Origin of the sequence: Streptomyces sp. NPDC050211 (assembly GCF_040656035.1) — a bacterium.
Taxonomy (GTDB): Bacteria; Actinomycetota; Actinomycetes; order Streptomycetales; family Streptomycetaceae; genus Streptomyces.
The window spans coordinates 41216-59240 of the sequence record NZ_JBFALC010000026.1 but is presented as its reverse complement, the minus strand read 5'-3'; the positions used below and the strand labels follow the sequence as shown (position 1 = coordinate 59240).

Annotated in this window: 21 protein-coding genes and 3 pseudogenes; 14 read left to right on the top strand and 10 right to left on the bottom strand. The window is 70.3% G+C overall.

What is annotated here, in order from left to right; all coding sequences use genetic code 11:
* Window positions 1–53 precede the first annotated feature (53 nt).
* The gene (locus AB0I98_RS24920) at window positions 54–617 is read left to right on the top strand and encodes a hemerythrin domain-containing protein (protein ID WP_362945247.1); all 564 of its coding nucleotides are present in this window, start codon (window positions 54–56) and stop codon (window positions 615–617) included.
* Between the two features lie 242 nt (window positions 618–859).
* Here AB0I98_RS24920 and AB0I98_RS24915 read toward each other — a convergent pair whose 3' ends face one another.
* Window positions 860–1387, bottom strand: coding sequence for a hypothetical protein (locus AB0I98_RS24915; protein WP_362945358.1), 528 nt, complete (start codon window positions 1385–1387; stop codon window positions 860–862).
* 155 nt (window positions 1388–1542) lie between these two features.
* Window positions 1543–1742 (bottom strand): annotated as a pseudogene (locus tag AB0I98_RS24910) (glutathione-dependent formaldehyde dehydrogenase); the annotation flags it as partial.
* A gap of 87 nt (window positions 1743–1829) precedes the next feature.
* Between AB0I98_RS24910 and AB0I98_RS24905 the strand changes: the two are divergent.
* A complete protein-coding gene (locus tag AB0I98_RS24905) occupies window positions 1830–2180 on the top strand; it encodes a hypothetical protein (RefSeq protein WP_362945245.1) in 351 nt (116 codons plus the stop codon).
* 141 nt (window positions 2181–2321) lie between these two features.
* Complete coding sequence (locus AB0I98_RS24900) at window positions 2322–2489, top strand: hypothetical protein (RefSeq protein ID WP_362945243.1); 168 nt, start codon at window positions 2322–2324, stop codon at window positions 2487–2489.
* 412 nt (window positions 2490–2901) lie between these two features.
* Here AB0I98_RS24900 and AB0I98_RS24895 read toward each other — a convergent pair.
* Window positions 2902–3689: pseudogene (locus AB0I98_RS24895) on the bottom strand (polysaccharide pyruvyl transferase family protein).
* A 155-nt stretch (window positions 3690–3844) separates the two neighbouring features.
* Here AB0I98_RS24895 and AB0I98_RS24890 point away from each other — a divergent pair.
* Window positions 3845–4321, top strand: a complete 477-nt coding sequence (locus AB0I98_RS24890) for an SRPBCC family protein (RefSeq protein ID WP_362945241.1) — start codon at window positions 3845–3847, stop codon at window positions 4319–4321.
* 104 nt (window positions 4322–4425) lie between these two features.
* Here AB0I98_RS24890 and AB0I98_RS24885 read toward each other — a convergent pair whose 3' ends face one another.
* On the bottom strand, window positions 4426–4752 hold the full coding sequence (locus tag AB0I98_RS24885) for a helix-turn-helix domain-containing protein (protein WP_362945239.1): 327 nt from the start codon (window positions 4750–4752) through the stop codon (window positions 4426–4428).
* A 95-nt stretch (window positions 4753–4847) separates the two neighbouring features.
* Between AB0I98_RS24885 and AB0I98_RS24880 the strand changes: the two genes are divergently transcribed.
* Window positions 4848–5543 carry an ANTAR domain-containing protein gene (locus tag AB0I98_RS24880; RefSeq protein WP_362945237.1) on the top strand — a complete coding sequence of 232 codons (696 nt, stop codon included), beginning with the start codon at window positions 4848–4850 and terminating at the stop codon, window positions 5541–5543.
* A gap of 22 nt (window positions 5544–5565) precedes the next feature.
* On the opposite strand, the pseudogene AB0I98_RS24875 reads toward AB0I98_RS24880, so the two are convergent.
* A pseudogene (locus AB0I98_RS24875) lies at window positions 5566–5775 on the bottom strand (flavodoxin family protein); the annotation flags it as partial.
* A gap of 138 nt (window positions 5776–5913) precedes the next feature.
* On the opposite strand from AB0I98_RS24875, the gene AB0I98_RS24870 reads away from it, so the two are divergent.
* The 7 genes from AB0I98_RS24870 to AB0I98_RS24840 all read left to right on the top strand — a co-directional run bounded on the left by AB0I98_RS24870 (window position 5914) and on the right by AB0I98_RS24840 (window position 11886).
* Window positions 5914–6678, top strand: a complete 765-nt coding sequence (locus tag AB0I98_RS24870; RefSeq protein ID WP_362945356.1) for a HipA family kinase — start codon at window positions 5914–5916, stop codon at window positions 6676–6678.
* Entirely contained in the window at window positions 6675–7124 is a 450-nt protein-coding gene (locus tag AB0I98_RS24865; protein ID WP_362945235.1) for a DUF3037 domain-containing protein, read from the top strand. Before AB0I98_RS24870 ends, AB0I98_RS24865 begins: the two co-directional genes overlap by 4 nt.
* A 113-nt stretch (window positions 7125–7237) precedes the next feature.
* On the top strand, window positions 7238–7999 hold the full coding sequence (gene fabG / locus AB0I98_RS24860; protein WP_362945233.1) for a 3-oxoacyl-ACP reductase FabG: 762 nt from the start codon (window positions 7238–7240) through the stop codon (window positions 7997–7999).
* An 11-nt stretch (window positions 8000–8010) separates the two neighbouring features.
* Window positions 8011–8775, top strand: coding sequence for an SDR family oxidoreductase (locus AB0I98_RS24855; RefSeq protein ID WP_362945231.1), 765 nt, complete (start codon window positions 8011–8013; stop codon window positions 8773–8775).
* A 187-nt stretch (window positions 8776–8962) separates the two neighbouring features.
* On the top strand, window positions 8963–10543 hold the full coding sequence (locus AB0I98_RS24850; RefSeq protein ID WP_362945229.1) for an ABC transporter substrate-binding protein: 1581 nt from the start codon (window positions 8963–8965) through the stop codon (window positions 10541–10543).
* An 80-nt stretch (window positions 10544–10623) separates the two neighbouring features.
* The gene (gene ung, locus AB0I98_RS24845; protein WP_362945227.1) at window positions 10624–11307 is read left to right on the top strand and encodes a uracil-DNA glycosylase; all 684 of its coding nucleotides are present in this window, start codon (window positions 10624–10626) and stop codon (window positions 11305–11307) included.
* A gap of 105 nt (window positions 11308–11412) precedes the next feature.
* Complete coding sequence (locus AB0I98_RS24840) at window positions 11413–11886, top strand: hypothetical protein (RefSeq protein WP_362945226.1); 474 nt, start codon at window positions 11413–11415, stop codon at window positions 11884–11886.
* A 23-nt stretch (window positions 11887–11909) separates the two neighbouring features.
* Here AB0I98_RS24840 and AB0I98_RS24835 read toward each other — a convergent pair whose 3' ends face one another.
* From AB0I98_RS24835 to AB0I98_RS24825, 3 genes are all read right to left on the bottom strand, one after another.
* Window positions 11910–12368, bottom strand: a complete 459-nt coding sequence (locus AB0I98_RS24835) for a hypothetical protein (protein WP_362945224.1) — start codon at window positions 12366–12368, stop codon at window positions 11910–11912.
* Between the two features lie 99 nt (window positions 12369–12467).
* Window positions 12468–12980 carry a DinB family protein gene (locus AB0I98_RS24830; RefSeq protein ID WP_362945222.1) on the bottom strand — a complete coding sequence of 171 codons (513 nt, stop codon included), beginning with the start codon at window positions 12978–12980 and terminating at the stop codon, window positions 12468–12470.
* Window positions 12981–13020: 40 nt separating this feature from the next.
* Window positions 13021–13617: a TetR/AcrR family transcriptional regulator gene (locus AB0I98_RS24825; protein ID WP_362945220.1), complete on the bottom strand. Its 597-nt coding sequence runs from the start codon at window positions 13615–13617 to the stop codon at window positions 13021–13023.
* An 87-nt stretch (window positions 13618–13704) separates the two neighbouring features.
* On the opposite strand from AB0I98_RS24825, the gene AB0I98_RS24820 reads away from it, so the two are divergent.
* The gene (locus AB0I98_RS24820; RefSeq protein ID WP_362945218.1) at window positions 13705–14931 is read left to right on the top strand and encodes an FAD-dependent monooxygenase; all 1227 of its coding nucleotides are present in this window, start codon (window positions 13705–13707) and stop codon (window positions 14929–14931) included.
* Window positions 14903–15808: a Gfo/Idh/MocA family oxidoreductase gene (locus AB0I98_RS24815; RefSeq protein ID WP_362945216.1), complete on the top strand. Its 906-nt coding sequence runs from the start codon at window positions 14903–14905 to the stop codon at window positions 15806–15808. Before AB0I98_RS24820 ends, AB0I98_RS24815 begins: the two co-directional genes overlap by 29 nt.
* Here the strand turns inward: AB0I98_RS24815 and lnt are convergent.
* Window positions 15732–17297: an apolipoprotein N-acyltransferase gene (gene lnt / locus AB0I98_RS24810; protein ID WP_362945214.1), complete on the bottom strand. Its 1566-nt coding sequence runs from the start codon at window positions 17295–17297 to the stop codon at window positions 15732–15734. The two genes, AB0I98_RS24815 and lnt, sit on opposite strands and share 77 nt — an antisense overlap.
* Before the next feature lie 125 nt (window positions 17298–17422).
* Entirely contained in the window at window positions 17423–17899 is a 477-nt protein-coding gene (locus tag AB0I98_RS24805) for a nuclear transport factor 2 family protein (protein WP_362945212.1), read from the bottom strand.
* Window positions 17900–18025 lie beyond the last annotated feature (126 nt).

Here is an 18025-nt window from a genome sequence, read left to right as displayed (position 1 = left end):
GAAGCCCGCGGCGGGTTCGTCCGGACCGCCGCTCCAGGCTGGAGGTGAAGGACATGGGTCACGGTGGGAACGTCATCGACGAGCTGGTGACCGATCACCGCGAGGTCGAGCAGATCTTCGGCCGGATCGAGGGGCTTCCGTCCGGTGACAAGAACCGCAAGGTGTTCGCCGAGCAGGCCACGATGGAGCTGGTCCGGCACTCGGTGGCAGAGGAGGAGTACCTCTACCCGGCCGTACGGGAGCACATCGCGGGCGGGGACGCGCTGGCCGACAAGGAGATCGAGGATCACTCCAAGGCCGAGCGGATCATGAAGGACCTGGAGGGGTGCGACGCGGATGATCCCGAGTTCGACCGGCTCATCGGGATGCTGATGAGCGAGGTCCGCTCGCACATCGCCGACGAGGAGGGCAACCTCTTCCCCAGGCTGCGCGCGGCGTGTTCCGCGGAGACGCTCGACGGCCTGGGCGACAAGGTGCGTCAGGCGAAGAAGATGGCCCCGACCCGCCCGCACCCGTCCGCCCCGGACAAGCCGCCGGCCAACAAACTGCTGGCCCCGGGAGCCGGTCTGGTCGACCGCATGCGCGACGCGTTGACGGGCCGTGGCAAGAAGGACTAGAAGGACTGAACCCGCCGGGTGGACGGCCGTGCGTTCGGGCCGCCCGCGCGCTGTGCACAAGGGCTGTGAGTAGCCACACTCGATCATCCAAATACGGGAGTTTCCCGGGCAGTTGGCCCCCGAGACGATGGCGCGGCTCAGCAGCGCCGTTCGGCAGACCCGCAGGGGCGATCGCGCGGAGGATGGCGACGCCTGGGCCGTACGGCCTGGTGGGGGCCCGCGTCGAGGGACGTGCTCGGGGCTCAGGCGATGAGCGCCTGGCCCGGGTCGAGGTGCTCGTGGAGTGCGGTGCGGTGGAGTACGGCCACGGGGGCGATGAGGTCGGGGTGGCGCAGCAGGGCAGCCGCCTGGCGGTCGCGGGCGTCGGGCGACACCAGGCGCCGGAACTCGATCGGCACCCCGGTGGTATGGGTGCCTTCGGCGATGGCAGCGACCGCCAGGCGGGCCAGCTCGGGTTCGCTGAGCAGACAGGCCGCCCAGCTGGCCACCACCTCGTCCACCCAAGTGCGCCAGGCGAAGTCGTCCGCGTCGTCGTGTGCGGTCGCGTCCGCGCCGGTGATCCAGTCCAGGCCGGCCGAACCGCCTGGGCCGGCCATCTGGACCAGTGCCACGTCCGTCGGCGTCGGGTACCGCAGCCACGCGGCCACCGTGACGGCCTGCCGGGCCTGCACCTCGCTCAGGGCCGCGGCCAGCGCGCCGCCGCACGCCGGGTAGGAATGCGTCAGCCATTGGGTGGTCGCCGCGATGAGCGGGGAGAGATCTGTGAGCACTGCCGGGCCGTCCGAGGTACTGGCGATGAACGGGGGATCCATCAGACGGTAATCCGTCGTCCCGGGCAGCGGACATACCTGCGGCCGCGTGAGCAGCGTGGTTTCGCCCACACCTGGCCGCCGGGCGGGATGAGATCACGAGGTCAGGGCTTGAGTCAGGGCTTGAGAAGAGTCTTGACCATGCCGTCTTCCTTGGCCTGGAACATGGCGTACGCAGCGGCAGGATGTCCTCCACCCAGCGCCAGACATTGGCCTGGCCCATCGGTACCTGGATCTGCTTGCCGAACATCGTCAGCAGCGGCATCGGGCTGGCAGCACCGCCGTAGACCCCGGAGAGGGAGACCGTGCCGCCGCGGGAATTGATCGCCGCGCTGGACCACTGGTGCAAAGCACCGGGCCGGTACGCGACCCGTGAGTGGTGACGCTCTTAAGGGAGTTTGGTGTGCGTCTCTACCCCAGTCGGCCCACGGAGCCCGGACATCGCCGTCGACGCCAAGGCCGTGGCTTCCGTTACGTCGATGCCGAGGGACAAGTCCTCCGCGATCCACCGGAGTTGGACCGTATCCGGGCGCTGATCATTCCGCCGGCCTGGCGGGACGTGTGGATCTGCCGCAGAGGCAACGGACATCTGCAGGCTGTCGGTACGGACGCCGCCGGGCGTCGCCAGTACCTCTACCACGCGCAGTTCCGCGCCGAGCAGGAGCAGGCCAAGCACGGGCATGTGCTGGATGTCGCCGAGGCACTCCCCGGGCCGTTGTCGAGGGGCACTTGGGCGACCGGTACACCGAACTGAACGACAGTTACGGCCCGACGACGCTCTTGCGGGAGCACGCTCGCTGCCGGGCCGGCGCGGTCCTGTTCACGTATCCGGCAAGGCCGGTCAGGAACTCGCCCATACCGTTACGGACCCGCCGCCTGCCGCAGTCTGAGGGCGATGCTGCGGCGCGGGAACGGCGGTGACCGGCTGCTGGCCTACTGGGAGCGGGGTGCCTGGCACGACGTGAGGGGCGACGAGGTCAACGCGTACCTCAAGGAGGTGTCCGGCCTGGACATCTCCGCCAAGAGGGGGGACGATCGTCGGCGCGCTGCCCCACCTGGCTGAGGAGGCCGCGGACGGCATCCCTGCCACCCACGGCCTCCCTGAACGAGCCGTCGTGCGCATGCTCCGCAACGGGGAGCGCCCTTGAACGATCGACTGGTCCGTACCGATGTGACAGTGGCTCAGTCCTCGCCCCGTACGACGTTCCAGTCGTCCCCGCGCCGCAGCTGACCCGCGTCGCCGTCGATCGTGGCGCGCATGCAGGTCCGTATGCTCTGCCCACGCACGCGGCGTGCCCTCGCCCAGCCTGTCTCGGGTCGACGGACGGCGGGCGTCGTCTTCCTGGCTTCCACAGTCACGGCGGTTCATCTTCTTTCTGCGTCCGGCCCGTTGCGGTCCGGTTCGTTCCTTCGCCCCGTAGGGCTCACTCATGCTGATCGACCGAGTGTCCATTCGGAGCTCCGGGAAACGTTGGTCAAGACCAACGCTCAGTGGGGCGGCTGCTGCTGGAGCCGGCAGCTTGGGGTGCACCGTCGGCAAGAGCTTGGAGGAGGCCGTCCGCGCAGTCCGACATGGCACCACGCCGGGCCGTCACCTTCGCGCCGCCCTCGACCGGGTCGACGGCCACCGCGGGAACCCTCGCCCGCAGAGCGAGCACCAGCCCGTGCAGCCGGTCGGTGACGACCAGGTCGAGCCGCGAAAGCACGGCCTCCAACTGGGCGGAGGTCGCACTCGTGCACGTCGAGCCGGGTTTCCAGTTCCAGGCGGGCGCAGTCCCGGCCGGACAGCCAGTCCGTCACCACTTCCGCCACCCGGGCATGCCGTCGGCGCGCGCCGTACTCGTGCTGGCCGTGGGTGAGGATCACCCCGACGACGGATCGCGGGGTCGGGAAGGGGGCGCGGGCCGCCAGGTCGACCGTGGGCTCGGTGCTCGGGGCGTCCCGCGCCAGTACGTGGTGGAACCCGGTGACGGCCGGGCCGGCGGGGTCGAGAACGGAGGTGCCCACGGCGATCCGTACGCAGTGTGCGAACCGCCGATGCAACTCCTCGATCTGTGGCCCGTGCAGGGAACCGCGACGAACACCAGGTGGGAGTAGTCCTCGGGGCGAGCCTGCGCCAGATGCGGTCCGGCTGGCCGGAAGCCGGGACTCCAGCCGACGTCGTGGTCCAGCTCCGCCCGCTCGAGTAGTCCCGCACCCGGTGCAGCGCCAGCACGTCCCCGGCGGTCGCCTCCCGGTCCAGGAAGCCGAACCACCCCGTCAGCAGAATCCGCGGTCGCTGTGCCACGGCGCCCGGGTGCCCGGCCGACCGGGCCGGCAATCACCGTGACCTGTCGGACGGCATGGGTACCCGGTGTCCCGCAGGCGCGCACGGAGCCGAGAGGCCCGGCGCGGCAGACGACCGGCAAGGAGGAAGAGATGAGCACGGTCAAGGAAACGGTGGATGTCGAGGTCCCCGTGCACACGGCCTACAACCAGTGGACGCAGTTCGAGGACTTCCCGAACTTCATGGAGGGCGTCGAGGAGGTCACGCAGCTCGACGACCGGCACAACCACTGGACCACCAAGATCGGCGGGGTGCGGCGCGAGTTCGACACCGAGATCGTCGACCAGATGCCGGACGACAGGATCACCTGGAGGTCCATCGGCGGCGACTCCCAGCAGCGGGGATCCGTCCGCTTCCAGCGCCTGGACGACCTGCACACCCGGGTGGAACTCACGATGGACGTCGAACCCACCGGTGCCGTCGAAAAGGGAGGGGACATGCTCGGCGTCATCGACCGCCGGGTGAAGGGGGATCTGCGCCGCTTCAAGGACTACATCGAGCACCGCGGCGGCGAAAGCGGTGCCTGGCGTGGACGGATCCGGCCAGGAGATCCGGGCGCTCCCCTCTGATCACGCGACGCCGCGCTCACCGGTACCCGGTCGGCCCGCACGCGGACACATGCTGTCGGCGTGCGGGCTGGTGCTGTCTTCTGTGGGGCAAGCCGGCCGCAGGATCACGTGACCGTCTGGTCGTTGCGGCTGCGGTCGTGCTGCTGGAGGAAGACGAGCAGGTCGGCGACGGTGAGTCCGGTTTCCGCCGGGTGCCGGAGGACGGTGTCCGGCTGGATGCGGTAGGTGTTGGTTCTGCCTTGCCGCGTGTGGGTGAGATAGCCGCCGCCCTCCAGGTCAGCGATGATCTTCTGCACAGCCCTTTCGGTCAGCCGGCAACGTGCGGCGATGTCGCGGATCCGGGTGGCGTGGTCGCTGGCGATGGCGGCCAGGACGCGTGCGTGATTGGTGAGGAACGTCCAGCCGGTGTGCGGCTCAGGGGCTTCGGCCATGCCCTCCAGATTAAGACATGGGTTTCATGCATTCAAAAGCCTGAAACGAATTTCCGGTATCTCTTGACGTGCAATGGTCGGCGGGGGAGCCTGAATTGGAGCCACTGTCCTCGCTGGAGGCCGCCATGCAGCAGCTACGGATCCCGCATCGCTCCGGCGTCGCGCCGTACGAACCGGCGATCCAGACGCTGGCGCGGAACGGCACCGTGATCGTCAAGGTCCGCGGTGAGTTGGACATCGACAGCGAGGAACTGCTGCGGAGTGTGCTGGAGGACTCCGTCAGCCGGTGCGCACGCCGTGTGGAGCTGGACCTGAGCGGCGTCACGTTCTGCGACTGCTCGGCGCTGAACCTCCTGCTGGCCGCGCGGCGGCGTGCCGAGCGGCAGGGGAAACTCCTCACCATGCGGGCGTCCAGTCCCGCCGTGCGCAGGCTCCTGGTCAAGACGGACACGTGGCCGCTGTTCGCGGGCACCCAGCCGATGGAGGACGCCCTGAGCGAGGGTCAGGAAGACCTGCGGAACGAGGTCGCTCAACTGCGCCGCGCCATGCGCACGCGCCCGGTCATCGACCAGGCCACAGGCGTTCTGATGGCCACGTTCTCGCTGAGTGCCGAGGATGCGTGGTCCGTGCTGGTCGCGACCTCACAGAACACGAACACCAAACTCCACCAGATAGCCGAGGAACTCCTGACGGCCATCCATGGCGAACCGCTGCCCGACACGCTGCAAACGCACTTGGCCGCGGCAGTGAACGAGCTTCGCGACACGACGGCAACGTCCGGCGGACGCTAACGGGGCACACCGAGCGGACGGGCAGCGCCTGCGCGACGCCGTTGAGGTTGGCGGCCATGGCACGGCCGGTGCGGTGGGCCCACTCGCGGCCGCGCTGCTCGTCCAGGTAGTCGGGGCCCCGGCCGGCGCCGAGGTGCCAGTAGGTCCACGCCTGGCCGGGAACGGTGTATCCGATGTCCGCGAGGGCACCGCAGATCTCGCTGATCACGTGGTGGGCTCCGTCCTCGTTCCCGGCGACCGCGTCCATGAGTTTCTTTCCCGAGTACCCACCGACCTCAGTCATGACGGCCACGACAGTTGTCCGGGGGTTGGAAGTCCGCGGCCGCCGTGCGCCGCGATCACCCTCAGTTACTATGCTCACTTCATGCCAATGCTGAAAGAGGTCACCGCGACCCGCTACATCACACCCCTGCGTGAGGGCGGCTCGCTGCCGGGGCTTGTCGAGGCCGACGACTTCGGGACCTACGTCATGAAGTTCACCGGTGCCGGACAGGGCCGCAAGACGCTCGTCGCCGAAGTCGTGTGCGGTGAACTCGCCCGCCGGCTGGGCCTCCGCGTCCCCCGGCTCGTGACGATCGACCTCGACCCGGTCCTCGGACTCGGCGAACCCGACCAGCAGGTGCAGGAGTTGCTCAGGTCCAGCGGCGGCACCAACCTCGGCATGGACTTCCTGTCCGGCGCCCTCGGCTTCGACCCGCTCGCGTTCGAGGTGACCCCCGAGGAGGCCGGGCGGATCGTCTGGTTCGACGCGCTGGTGGGCAACGTAGACCGGTCCTGGCGCAACCCCAACCTGCTGATGTGGCGCGGCGACCTGTGGCTCATCGACCACGGCGCCACGATGATCTGGCACCACAACTGGCCCGGCGCCGAGGCCTCCGCGGCCCGCGCGTACGACGCCTCGGACCACGCGCTGGCCCGCTTCGCCCCCGATGTCGCCGGCGCCGCCGCCGACTTGGCGCCGCGCGTCACCGAGGACCTGCTCGGCGAGGTCGTCGCCGAGATCCCGGACGCCTGGCTGGCCGGTGAGCCCGGCTTCGACACCCCGGACGATCTCCGGCGGGCCTATGCGCGCCCTCTGCTCGCTCGCGCCGCCGGCGTCCACGAGCGCGTCACCGGAATCGAGGAGGGCAAGTGACCGAGCGCCACATCCACATGGCCGGCCATGTGGTCGAACGCCACATCATCCGGGGCGGCGAACAGAACGACCGGGACGTCTTCGAGTACGCCCTCCTGCGGGTCGTACCCCGCATCGAGCGCGGCGAGTTCGTCAACGGGGGCGTGCTGGTGTACTGCCGGGCCCAGGGCTACGTCGGTGCCCGCACCCACCTCGACGAGGCGCGGCTGCTCGCCCTCGACCCGGGCGCGGACGTGGCCGGCATCCGGGCCGCCCTCGGGGCCGTCGAGAGGGTCTGCGTCGGCAGCGAGGCCGCGGGGCAGGCCGGGGGAGACGACGCCGGGCGACGCTTTCGCTGGCTGATCGCGCCCCGCTCCACGGTCGTCCAGCCGGGGCCCGTGCACACCGGACTCACCTCCGATCCGGCGGCCGAGGCGCAGCGGCTGCTCGATCTGTTGGTGAAGTGACCGACCGGGTAATGGATCACATGCGCGCGGTTGCCGTTGACACCGCGTGCCAGGGCTTCTAGCGTCACGTCATCGAAGGTACTAAGCGGTCGCTCACCCGAGGAGAGTCACCCATGTCCACCACTGAGCAGCGGGTCGCCGTAGTCACCGGCGGAGCACGCGGCATCGGCGCCGCCACCGCCGTACGACTGGCCGCCGAGGGCCGCGCGGTCGCCGTGATCGACCTCGACGAGGCCGCCTGCAAGGACACCGTGGAGCAGATCACCGCGGCCGGCGGCAAGGCGATCGCGGTCGGCTGCGACGTCTCGGACGAGGCGCAGGTCGAGGCGGCCGTCGCGCGGATCGCCGAGGAGCTCGGGGCGCCGACGATCCTCGTGAACAACGCGGGCGTGCTCCGCGACAACCTCCTGTTCAAGATGAGCGTCTCCGACTGGGACACCGTCCTGAACGTGCATCTGCGCGGCGCCTTCCTGATGTCGAAGGCCTGCCAGAAGCACATGGTGGACGCCAAGTTCGGCCGGATCGTCAACCTCTCCTCGTCGTCCGCGCTCGGCAACCGCGGCCAGGCCAACTACTCCGCCGCCAAGTCCGGCATGCAGGGCTTCACCAAGACGCTCGCCATCGAGCTCGGCAAGTTCGGCGTCACCGCCAACGCGGTCGCCCCCGGCTTCATCGCCACCGAGATGACCAAGGCCACCGCCGACCGGGTCGGCATGGGCTTCGACGACTTCAAGGCCGCCGCCGCCACCCAGATCCCCGTGCAGCGGGTCGGCGAGCCGGCCGACGTTGCGAACGCGATCGCCTTCTTCACCGGCGAGGCCGCCGGATTCGTCTCCGGCCAGGTGCTGTACATCGCCGGCGGACCGCTCGACTAGGGACCAGGGACATGACTTCACAACTCCCCGAGCTTTCGGGCAAGGTCGCGCTCGTCACGGGCGCCAGCCGCGGCATCGGCTACGGCGTCGCCGAGGCGCTCGTCGCGCGCGGTGACCGCGTGTGCATCACCGGCCGCAACGAGGACGCCCTCAAGGAGGCCGTCGAGGCGCTCGGCGCCGACCGCGTCATCGGCGTCGCCGGCAAGGCGCACGACGTGGCCCACCAGGCCGCCGCCGTCGAGCGCACCATGGAGGCCTTCGGCCGGGTCGACTTCCTGGTCAACAACGCCGGTACGAACCCGGTGTTCGGCCCGATCGCCGACCTCGACCTGGATGTGGCCCGCAAGGTCTTCGAGACCAACGTGATCTCGGCGCTCGGCTTCGCACAGAAGACCTGGCACGCCTGGCAGAAGGACAACGGCGGTGCGATCGTCAACATCGCCTCCGTCGCGGGCCTCGCGCCCTCGCCGTTCATCGCCGCCTACGGCGTCAGCAAGGCCGCGCTGATCAACCTGACCCAGCAGCTCGCCCATGAGTTCGCGCCCAAGGTGCGGGTCAACGCGATCGCCCCGGCCGTCGTGAAGACCAAGTTTGCGAAGGCGCTGTACGAGGGCCGCGAGGAGGAGGCCGCCGCGTCCTACCCGCTGGCCAGGCTCGGCGTGCCCTCCGACATCGGCGGCGCCGCCGAGTTCCTCACCTCGACGCAGTCCGACTGGATCACCGGCCAGACCCTCGTCATCGACGGCGGCATCTTCCTGAACGCCGGGGTCGGCTGACAGAGTGCGGTGGGCGCCGGTGCGGGTCTTCACCGACCATCCCCGGCGCCCGACCGCACCCCTCACGAGGACTCGAAAAACCGTCACAACCGGGCGGACCGACAGCTCTGCCATCCGGGCGGGAGCGGTCCCAGCGGCCTGCGGTATCGTTCGGCCACTTGTGTACGGCATTTCGAGGAGCATGCACGTGTTCAATCGGAACCGAATCTCGCCGCCACTCGCGGTGATCGCGTCCATATCCATGGTGACCGGGTGTGGTGTGTTCTCCTCGGACGCCTCTGACGACGCGGACCCGATCATCGTGGGGACAACCAGCGCGCCGAGCACCCTGGACCCGGCCGCGGCCTGGGACAGCTCCTGGGAGCTGATGCGTAACGTCTACCAACCCCTTCTGGGCTACTCGCCCGGTTCGAGCAAGCCCGAACCCGACGCCGCCGAGAGCTGCGAGTTCACGGACAGCTCCAGCACCGTGTACACGTGCACGCTGCGCGAGGGTCTGAAGTTCTCCAACGGGCACGCGCTGGACGCCGAGGCCGTCAAGCACTCGTTCGACCGGATCAAGGAGATCAACGTCAACGGTGGCCCCGCGGGCCTGCTGACCACCCTCGACCGGGTGCAGGTGAAGGGCGACCGCGAGGTCGTCTTCCACCTCGGCCAGCCCGACGCGACCTTCCCCCTGGTGCTCACCACGCCCGCCATGTCGATCGTGGACCCCGAGGAGTACCCCGCGAACAAGCTCCGCGAGGACGGGGACATCACCGGCTCGGGGCCTTACAAACTCGCCTCCTACGAAGACGGCGAGAAGGCCGAGCTGGTCCGCAACGAAAACTACAAGGGCCTGGCGGAGATCAAGAACTCCGCCGTCACCATCCGGTACTTCCAGCAGTCGGACGAGCTGGTCACGGCGCTGAAGAGCAACGACATCTCGGTCATCTACCGTGGTCTCGGCGCCTCGGACATCGTGGACATCCAGGTCAACCGCGACAAGGAGGGGCTCCAGATCATGGAGAACCCCACCACCGAGATCAGCTACCTGGTGTTCAACCCCAAGGACAGCTGGGCCAAGAACCCCGCGGTCCGCAAGGCGGTCGCCCAGGTCATCGACCGCAAGGCGCTCGCCCACAACATCTACAAGGACACCGTCGAGCCGCTGTACTCCATGATCCCCAGGGGTCTCGTGGGCCACGGGACAGGCTTCTTCGACGACTACGGCAACCCCAGCGCGGCCAAGGCGAAGGCCATCCTCACCGAGGCGGGCGTCACCGAAACGGTTCCTCTCACGCTCTGGTACACCACCGACCGTTACGGCTCCCAGACCAAGCCGGCCTTCGAGGAGCTGAAGCGACAGCTGGAGGAGTCCGGCCTGTTCGCGGTCACGCTGAAGAGCCGCCCCTGGAAGACCTACTCGGAGGGCTACCAGAAGGGCGAGTACCCGGTCTTCGGGCGTGGCTGGAACCCCGACTTCAACGACCCCGACAACTTCATCGCCCCCTTCGTGGGCGAGCAGAACGCGCTCGGCACCCCGTACAACTCCCCCGAGATCACCGGCAAGCTGCTGCCGGATTCGCGCGAGGAGAGCGACCGCGGGGCCGTGTCCAAGATGTTCGAGGAGGCCCAGCAGATCCTCGTGGACGACGCGCGGCTGATCCCGCTGTGGCAGGGCAAGGCGTACACGGCCGCGAACGAGGAGATCGCCGGTCTGGAGAAGGTCATCGACCCGGCGACGATGATGATGATGTGGGAGCTGTACCGGAAGACCAGCTGGTAGTGCGGTAGCAGCGTCGATTGTCAGTGGTCGCCGGTAGGTTCTGGGGCATCGAAGCGACCGCACATCGTAAGGAAGTCGACGTGACCGACATCTCCATGCTGCCCGAGTCCTGGCGCGGGGTTCTGGGCGACGAACTGCAGCAGCCCTACTTCAAGGAGCTGACGGAGTTCGTAGAGGAGGAGCGGGCGAAGGGTCCTGTCTACCCTCCGCGTGAGGAGGTCTTCGCCGCGCTGGCGGCGACGCCGTACGACAAGGTGAAGGTCCTGATCCTCGGTCAGGACCCGTACCACGGGGAGGGCCAGGGGCACGGTCTGTGCTTCTCGGTCCGACCGGGGGTCAAGACCCCGCCCTCCCTCCGCAACATCTACAAGGAGATGCAGGCCGAGCTGGGCACGCCCGTCCCGGACAACGGCTATCTCATGCCGTGGGCCGAGCAGGGCGTGCTCCTGCTCAACGCGGTGCTCACGGTCCGCGCGGGCGAGGCCAACTCGCACAAGGGCAAGGGCTGGGAGAAGTTCACCGACGCGGTGATCCGCGCCGTGGCCGCCCGTCCCGACCCGGCGGTCTTCGTCCTGTGGGGGAACTACGCCCAGAAGAAGCTCCCGCTGATCGACGAGCAGCGCCATGTGGTGGTGAAGGGCGCCCACCCCTCGCCGCTGTCGGCGAAGAAGTTCTTCGGCTCCCGTCCCTTCACGCAGATCGACGAGGCCGTCGCCCGGCAGGGCCACGAGCCGATCGACTGGCGCATCCCGAACCTCGGCTGACCTGGAGCGGGCCGGCCCCTGGGTCGGCCCCGCCTCGTCGGGATTGGCGGTGGCTGCGGTTAGCGTCGTCGGACAGCGACATCGGTGAAGGGCTGGGAGGGTGCGGTGGCGGAGCGACAGGAGCAGGCGGCGCCGGATGCGGTCATGACCCGCATCGGCCAGGTCGTCATGCTGCACCACGCGGGCGACCGCGAGGAGGCCCGGCACCGCTTCCTGGACCTCTGGGCGGAGATCGGCGCGACCGGGGATCCGCTGCACCGCTGCACCCTGGCGCACTACATGGCCGACACGCAGGACGACCCCGTTGACGAACTGGCCTGGGATCTGCGGGCGTTGACCGCGGCGGAAGAACTGACGGACGAGCGGCTCGCCGAGCACGAGGGGGCCTTGGCCGCGCGGGCGCTGTATCCCTCGCTCCATCTCAATCTGGCCGCCGACTATGTGAAGCTGGGCCGCGCCGAGGCCGCGCGTGCACATGTCCGGCAGGCACGAGGCGCGGTGCACGCCCTGGGGGACGATCCCTACGGGGACGGGGTGCGGGCGGCCATCAGCCGGCTGGAACTGCGGTTGGGGACGTAGGGGGACCCATGCGCGGGAATCCCTCAACGCCCGTACGTCTGCTCGCAGATCCTCGACTGCGGGCTGTCCTGTGGCCAGCCGCCGTACTGTCTGCCGAGGTCACAGACATCGCCGGGGTCCTTGGGAACCGGCTGGGTCGCCTCGACGGGCGGCCGCTGAGGTGCCTCCGGAGTCCGCGGTGCCGGACGCGGTGGGCGCGGGCGTGAAGGCGCCGGTTTCTCCGGGGTCGGCGCCGGTGGGGGAGGCCGCCGCACCGATGCCGTCGGCGACGGCTCACGGGGCGGTCCGATCCGCTCCAGTGCCTCCCGCGCGGGCGCCTGCACGATCTGCGGCTCCGCGCTGGCGTCCGGCAGGGCAGGAACGGTCCGGGACGGCGGCGCCGAGGGCCCCGAAGCGGGCGGCAGTTGGACCGTCACACAGCCGGTGAGGGCCGATGCGGCCACGGTGACCAGGAGCGTTGCGGTGGTCGACGTTCGATGCACGGGCGCAACTCTGCTGCGTCGGCCGCCCTCCGGGGCGGCGGACGGCGCAGGATGCCCCACATGGGTGATCGACGCCGTTGTACGGCGGGCGCGCCGACGTCAGTCGCCGGTGGTGCCGTCGATGCGCTCGCGGATCAGGTCGGCGTGGCCGTTGTGGCGGGCGTACTCCTCGATCATGTGGGTGTAGAGCCAGCGGAGGTTGAACTGCTCGCCGGTGCGCCGGCTCCTGCCCTTGGAGAGGTCGTCCAGGTCGAAGCCGGCCGCGTTGCGCCGGGCGATGTCGATCTCGGCCCGCCAGGTGGCGTGCGCCTCCTCCCAGCTTTCCTCCTCGGTGACGTGGAAGTCGCCGTCCGGATCCTCGTCGGAGTAGTAGATGGGCCCCGCGTCCTCGTCCATGAGCACCTTGCGGAACCAGCCGCGCTCCACCTCCGCCATGTGTCGCACCAGCCCCATCAGGGAGAGCGTGGACGGCTCCACGGAGGCGCTCCTGAGCTGGGCGTCGGTCAGGCCCTCGCACTTCCAGGCGAGGGTCTCGCGGTGGTAGTCCAGCCAGCCCTCCAGCATGGTGCGTTCGTCGGCGGTGGTCGCGGGTTCACGGCGCTCGATGGTCATGCCTGCATCCTGACCCAACCCGTCCCGCCCCACCAGGCAATTACGAAGCCCCGGACAGCATCCCGTCGAGCAACTCCCGCAGGCCCGCCCGCACTTCATCGAGGCTCGGCACCTCCGCGCTGAAGGACCCGGCCACGCACGAGAACATCAGCCCGTCCGCCCAGGCGATCAGCGACAGCGCGTGCCGCGCCGGGGCGGTCGAGCCCATCGCCGTGGCCAGGGCGGTGAGCTGGTCACGGAACCGGGCACCGGTGGCGTCGAAGTAGGCGCGCAGCTCGGGACGGCGCGTCGCCTCCAGGGCCAGCTCGTAGCGGGCGAGCGTCAGGTCGCGGTGGTGGGTCAGGGCCCGGTGCGTGGCCAACGCCAGGCCGTCCACCACCGAGTCGCGGCCACCCCGCGGGTCCGGCATCTCATGCAGCGCCAGGACGCGTGACTCGCGCTCGGCGAGGCGGCGTACGGCGAGCTCCAGCAGTGCCTGCCGGGTGCGCGCCAGATTCGACGTCGAGCCCTGGGGGAGCCCTGACGCCTCGTCGACCGCCCGGTGGGTGAGCCCGCGCATCCCGCGCTCGGCGAGCAGAGCGAGCGCGGTGTCGGCGACGAGGTCGGTGCGGGAGGGGCTCTCGGTGCGTTCGGACATGGACGTCAACCTACCGGTCGCACTACGTCTGTAGTACCGTCGGCACAGCGCATCACTACACCTGTAGTGAAGGTCTGAGGAGGAGCCATGGCACAGACATCGCAGGCTGTCGTGATCGGCGGCGGCATCGGCGGCCTGACCGCGGCGGCGGCCCTGCATCAGCGTGGCCTGAAGGTCACCGTGCTGGAGCGGGCCCGCACGCTGGACCCGGTCGGCGCGGGCATCTCGCTGGCCCCCAACGCCCTGCGCGCCCTGGACGTCATCGGCGTTGGCGACGAGATCCGCGACCTCGCCGCCTGGCAGGGCGACGGAGGCCTGCGCACCCCGGGCGGACGGTGGCTCTCCCGCGTGAACGCCGAGGCCGCCGCCGAGCGTTTCGGTGACCCCCTCGTCCTCCTCCACCGCGCCACCCTCATCAACAGCCTCGCCGCACAACTCCCGCCGGACGCCGTCCGTACGGCAGCCGCCGCGACCCTCGCCGACCCCGGCGACGCCGACCGCCCGGCCCGGGTGCGCACGCCCGAGGGCGAGTGGGAGGCGGACCTGGTCGTGGCCGCCGACGGCATCCACTCCGGCGTACGGCGGACCCTGTTCCCCGAGCACCCCGGACCCGTCTACTCCGGCTTCACCACCTGGCGGGTCGTGATCCCCGTGCCGGGCGCCGAGCCCGCCTCGCACGAGACCTGGGGCAGGGGCCGTATCTGGGGCACACAGCCGCTCAAGGACGGCCGGGTCTACGCGTACGCCGCCGCCCTGGCCCCGGCGGGGAAGCGGGCGCCCGACGACGAGAAGGCCGAGCTGGTCCGCCTGTTCGGCGACTGGCACGACCCGATCCCTGCCGTCCTCGCCGCGGCCCGCCCCGAGGACGTCCTGCGCCACGACGTCCACCACATCGCCGACCCGCTGCCCGCCTTCCACCGCGGCCGGGTCGCCCTCCTCGGCGACGCCGCGCACGCCATGCCGCCGACGCTCGGCCAGGGCGGCAACCAGACGATCGAGGACGCGATCGTGCTCACGCACCACTGGGACGACCTCGCGGCCTATTCGGCGGCGCGGCTGCCTCGTACGACGGCCATCGCCCGGCAGGCCGTGCGGATCGCGCGCCTGAACCTGACCGGCAACCGGGCCGCCATGGCCGTACGCGACACCCTGATCGCCGCGCTCTCGAAGGCCGGACCGGCGCTGCTCCTGCGGAGCTACGACGGGGTCGCCGACTGGCGGCCGCCGCAGTCGCCGTATGCTTCCGGGAAGACCCAGGCAGGCAACGGTCAGAGGAGCACGCCCCGTGAAGGTCGGCTGCATCGGACTCGGTGACATCGCGGTGAAGGCGTACCTGCCGGTGCTGGGAACGCAGCCGGACGTCGAACTGCACCTCCAGACCCGCACACCCGCGACGCTCGACCGCGTCGCCGACACGCTCCACCTCCCCGGCACCCGGCGCCACCGAGACCTCGACGCGCTCCTCGCCCAGGACCTCGACGCCGCGTTCGTGCACGCGCCCACCGTCGTGCACCCCGAGATCGTGGCCCGGCTGCTGGAGGCGGGCGTACCGACGTTCGTCGACAAGCCGCTGGCGTACGAACTCGCCGATTCCGAGCGGCTGGTGGCGCTCGCGGAGCAGCGCGGGGTTTCGCTGGCCGTCGGGTTCAACCGGCGGTACGCGCCCGGCTATGTGCAGTGCGCCGATCATCCGCGCGAGCTGATCCTGATGCAGAAGAACCGGATCGGGCTGCCGGAGGAGCCGCGCGCGATGATCCTCGACGACTTCATCCATGTCGTGGACACGCTGCGCTTCCTGGTGCCGAGCCCGGTCGACGACGTGACCGTGCGCGCCCGCACCGAGGGCGGCCTGCTGCACCACGTCGTGCTCCAGCTCGCCGGGGACGGCTTCACCGCGCTCGGTGTGATGAACCGGCTCAGCGGCTCGGCCGAGGAGATCCTGGAGGTGTCCGGGCAGGACACCAAGCGTCAGGTGTTCAATCTCGCCGAGGTGATCGACCACAAGGGGCAGCCGACGGTGCGGCGGCGCGGGGACTGGGTGCCGGTGGCCCGGCAGCGCGGCATCGAGCAGGCCGCGGGCGCCTTCCTCGACGCGGTGCGGGCGGGCAAGGTGCTCAGTGCCCGTGACGCGCTGGCCACCCACGAACTGTGCGAGCGGGTCGTACGGGCGGTCGAGGAGCGTGCCGCCTGAACCGCAGCGCCCGTAGGCCCTCGACGGCACACCACGCGGCCATGATCAGCACCGCGGCCCGCACCACCCAGTCGCCGAAGCGGACGTACGGCGTGACACCGTGGGACAGCGGCACGTCGTAGACCTGCGAGGCGCTCTCGCTCGTGCCGAGCCACTGGCCCACGCGTTCTCCGTCGGGCCCGTGGACCGCGGAGACGCCGGTCAGTGTGGCGTGCACCATCGGGCGGCCGGTCTCGGCGGCACGCAGCGCGGCGAGCGAGGCATGCTGCTCGGGGGCCCAGCTCTGCTGGAACGTCGAGGTCGCCGACTGCGCGATCAGTACGTCGGCGCCGTCGTCGGCGAGATGGCGGCTCATGTCGGGAAACGCGGACTCGAAGCACACCATCGGCCCGACCCGCAGCCCCTCGCCGACATCCATCACGACCTGCCCGGTGCCGCGCCTGCGGTCCTCGCCCGCCGCCTCGCCGACGGAGGTCGCCCAGCCGAGGACCGAGCGGAACGGGACGTATTCACCGAAGGGGACGAGCCGCATCTTGTCGTAGCGGGTGCCGGTGTAGCCGTTCGGGCCGATGAGCACCGAGCTCTTGTAGATGCCGGGCCGGTCGGAGCGCCGGGCGTCCACGTTGACGAGGATCTCCGTCCCCGTCTCACGGGACAGCGCGGCGATCCGCCGCTCGAGGTCGGGCCGCCTGCCCAGGTCGTAGCCGACGCTGCTCTCGCCCCAGACGATCAGGTCGAGGTCCTGCCCGGCCAGTTCGCGGGTGAGCTGCTCCTCGCGGTTGAAGCGGTTGTCGGGGCCGGGGACGACGCCCGGCTGGACGACGGCGATCCGCGTCCGTCCGTCCGTGTCGGGACGCGGTGACCACACCCAGACTGCCGAGGTGGCGGCCGCGGTGGCGACGAGCCCGGCGACAGCGGGGACGCGGGACGCGCGTATCGCCACGAGCACAGTGACCGCGACATTCACGGCGACCACCAGGAAGCTCAGCAGCCACACCCCGCCGACCGAGGCGAGCCGCAGCGCGGGTTCCACCTGCCACTGGCTGGAGCCGATCATCCCCCACGGCCCGCCCAGCCCCTGCCAGGACCGCACCAGCTCCGCCATCAGCCAGCCGGCCGGCAGCACGGCGAGGGCCGCGGCGATACGACCCACGGACGGCACGCCGGCCAGGAAACGCCGTACCAGCCACCCCCAGGGGGCCCAGAAGGCGCCCAGCAGCGCCGCGAGCACGAAGGTGAAGACGTGCAGATTCGGCAGCAGCCAGTGGTGCATCGCCAGCATGAACCCGAAGCCGCCGCTCCAGCCGTCGTACAGCGCCCGTTTCCCGGTCGGCGCGGAGCGGATCAGCGCGATCCAGGGGACCAGGGCGACGTAGGCGAACCACCACAGCGACGGCGCCGGGAACGCGAGCACGGGCAGGGCGCCGGCCAGGGCAGCGAGCGCGGACCGGCGCCATGGGGAGGTGAGCCACTGCCCGAACGACTTCATACGGCGCCTCCCAGACCGGTTTCCCTCCAGTGTGCGCGCCCGGATGATCGCGGGACAGACGGCATCGGCCGACTTGATCACGCCGGGGCGGTCAGGGGCGTCGGCTGTCGGTCGCGTCGGCCCGATCAGGGCGTGGGCTGCCGGTCGGGCATGCGGCGCCACTTCTCCTGCACCACGACCTCGCGCAGCCGCCAGCCGTCGTGCGTGCGCGTCAAGGAGAAGGCGTACCGGCCACCGCACAGGAAGTCCGGAGCGGCCGATCCACCGTCGTCGCCGGCGAACCGCATCGGATTCACATAGTCGGCCTGCACCTGGGCGGTGTCGCCGGTGTCCTGCTCCAGGGTCCCGAACCGCACCTGGCGGTTGACGATCAGATGCTGCCGCATAGGGAACAGCCGCATAGTCTCCGCGAGCCACTCGGTGATCTTCCCGGCGTCTCCCTCGATCCCGCCGGCCGAGCGGTAGTCCGCCCGCCCGTCAGCCGTGAACAACTCCCGGTACGCCTCCCAGTCGCCGTCGTCCACGGCCACCGCATAGTCGGTGATCACTCCGTCGACCGCCAGCCGGTCCATCACGGCGGCAAGCTCCACACGCTGCGTCATCGGCTCAGTTTTGGGCATGTGACCTGCCGAGCCAAGGGGTACGCGGCGATATTCGGGGGCCGTTCACCAGGGGGACCGTGCCGGGCGGCCGTACCCCTTCTGCGAAGCTGGGGCGATCTTCATGCC